Here is a 2,248-nt window from a genome sequence, read left to right on the forward strand (position 1 = left end):
TCGCGCATCACCGCGCCGTTCCGGCCCAGCCGGCCAGCCTCATTGGGCGATACGCCACCGGTTACGATCAGACCCGCGCCGCCTTGCGCCCGTCGGGCGAAGAACCGAGCCTGCCGATCGAATCCATCCGACGCCTCTTCAAGGCCTGTGTGCATCGAGCCCATCAGCGTGCGGTTCGAGAGCGTCACGAACCCCAGGTTCAGCGGTGACAGCAGGTGAGGATGGGGAGACATGTCGATGCCTACGCTGGGACTGCGAATTTCGCACTGGCTTGAGACAGGACGATACGCCCATCTGCGGTTTCGCCCTGCACGACGGCCTGGCCGTCGCCTGTGCGCCAGATCTTGGTGACGATAGTGTCCCCGTACAGCACCCGGTCAGCGAACCGGGCCTGGAAGGAATGGAAGGCGCTCGGATCGTCGGCGCATAGCTCTCGCAGGATGGCGCGACCCACAATGCCGTCGGTGCACAGCCCGTGCATGAAGGGCGCGTCGAACCCGCCCATCTTTGCGAACGCCGGGTCGATATGGATGGGGTTGCGATCGCCCGACAGCCGGTAGATCGCGCCTTGTTCGGGACGGGTCTCGAAGCTGGCCACAATATCCGGAGCGCGGTCGGGGATGGCGCCATCTCCGCTTGAGGGTCCGCGCTCGCCGCCAAAACCGCCCGCGCCGCGGACAAACAGTGTGGCATGGGTCCGGAATAGGTCGCCGTAGGCGTCGCGGACCACACCCTCGACCCCCAGAACGGCAGCCTTTCCCTTGTCCCAGACCTCAGTGATGCGGCCGCTCACCTCGACGCTGGCTTCGGGGGGGAGGGGCCGGAACAGCTCGATGGATTGTTCGCCATGAAGCAGCATCTCCAGACGCATGTCGACGGTGCGCATCAGACCGCCCAATGCTGCGCCGCCCGGGATCACGGCGTAGGTCGGCAGAACCTTCGGGCCGCGGCCTTCATAGATGAAGTCCAAGTCTTCCGCCGGCCGCCCGCCGACGCCCAGGGCATAGAGCATGGTGTCCTTGGAGGTCCAGGCCTGGGTGGTGGGGGGGAGCTCCAACCCGACAAGATCGGACGAGATCGGTATGCGTATCATGGAAACTCCGGCTCTATGGGGTGGGACACTCAGGTTCGGGGCGCATGGCCGTCCGGCGGCCAGGCCTCGACACCGTCTTCCAGCGGAATGCGCAGGCTCTTCAGTAGCTGGGAGAACATGGTCCAGTTGCCGATCGCAACCACCAGCTCAATGCGTTCGGCCTCCGTCGCCAGATGGAGGCAGCAGGCCTCCCAGGCGGCGTCCGAGATCATGCCCTGATCGAGCGTGTCGTCGGTGGCCTGCAGCACAGCCCTGTCGGCCTCCGACAGGTTCGCGGCTCCCCTCCAGTCACGGGAAGCCGCCAGGTCGGTCTCGGGAATGTCGAGCCCGCGGGCCACCCGCCAGTGCTGGGTCCACTCGTAGACCGAGCCGGTCCTCCAGCCGATCCGCATGATGATCAGTTCGCGCAGGCGGGCGTCGAGCTTGTTGCCGCGAAAGAGAAGGGTGGTGAGCGTGGAGGCAAGCTCGCCCGCCACCGCCGGATGCCGCAGGAGGACCCGAAACACGCTGAGCGGCGCCATCTGTTCGGAAATCCCCACCGACCCGGCCGCGTTCGCCGCCTCTTCCAGGCTCAGAAGGTCGATCCTCGGGGCGTCGGCGGTCATTGGGTTCATTCCATGCGAAGGGCTGAGGGCGTGAGCCTGCGGAAGCTGACCGAAGGTCCTTGCCTAGATGGAGATATAACAGATATACGTTTCCGGCCACATATATGTGTTATAAATTGGCGCTGCGCAGCCGGAGGCGAAGCCCGTGATCCCCGCCAAAACCTTCGCGATGGTTCAGACGGCGCCGCGCACGCTTGAAATGCGTGACTTGCCCATCCCCGATATCGAAGCCGACAGCGCGATTCTGAGGATCGAGGCCTGCGGGATCTGTGGCAGCGACTACGAGCAATTCGAGGGGGTTCTGAAGACGCCGATGCCGGTGATCCCCGGGCACGAGCCCGTAGGGATCATCGAGGCGATCGGCGACAAGGCCGCGCGCCGCTGGGGCGTCGATGTCGGCGATCGGGTCGCCGTCGAGACCATGCTGTCTTGTCACAGCTGCGACACCTGCCTAGGCGGCCGCTACCACCTGTGCGCCGACCGGCAGATCTATTCCTACATCCCGTTGTCGAACATGCCGGGGCTCTGGGGCGCCTACGCTCAGTACATG

At 65.2% G+C, this 2,248-nt stretch carries 3 protein-coding genes and 1 pseudogene; 1 reads left to right on the top strand and 3 read right to left on the bottom strand.

What is annotated here, in order from left to right; all coding sequences use genetic code 11:
- The 3 genes and pseudogenes from fadH to Q8K84_RS15725 all read right to left on the bottom strand — a co-directional run.
- Nucleotides 1-233 (bottom strand): annotated as a pseudogene (gene fadH, locus Q8K84_RS15715) (NADPH-dependent 2,4-dienoyl-CoA reductase); the annotation flags it as partial.
- Between the two features lie 8 nt (nucleotides 234-241).
- Nucleotides 242-1,093 (bottom strand): MaoC/PaaZ C-terminal domain-containing protein, encoded by an 852-nt coding sequence (locus Q8K84_RS15720; RefSeq protein WP_305283647.1) that lies wholly within the window; start codon nucleotides 1,091-1,093, stop codon nucleotides 242-244.
- Nucleotides 1,094-1,122: 29 nt separating this feature from the next.
- On the bottom strand, nucleotides 1,123-1,698 hold the full coding sequence (locus tag Q8K84_RS15725; protein WP_293319950.1) for a carboxymuconolactone decarboxylase family protein: 576 nt from the start codon (nucleotides 1,696-1,698) through the stop codon (nucleotides 1,123-1,125).
- Between the two features lie 145 nt (nucleotides 1,699-1,843).
- Between Q8K84_RS15725 and Q8K84_RS15730 the strand changes: the two genes are divergently transcribed.
- Nucleotides 1,844-2,248: alcohol dehydrogenase catalytic domain-containing protein (locus tag Q8K84_RS15730; RefSeq protein WP_305283648.1), on the top strand; the 405-nt coding region annotated here is incomplete at its 3' end.

This window comes from Phenylobacterium sp. (assembly GCF_030679875.1).
GTDB lineage: Bacteria > Pseudomonadota > Alphaproteobacteria > Caulobacterales > Caulobacteraceae > Phenylobacterium.

What these genes read in the sequence shown, in the direction of transcription:
- Q8K84_RS15720 (WP_305283647.1), bottom strand. Translation starts at nt 1,093, where the DNA reads ATGATACGCATACCGATCTCGTCCGATCTTGTCGGGTTGGAGCTCCCC.
- Q8K84_RS15725 (WP_293319950.1), bottom strand. Translation starts at nt 1,698, where the DNA reads ATGACCGCCGACGCCCCGAGGATCGACCTTCTGAGCCTGGAAGAGGCG.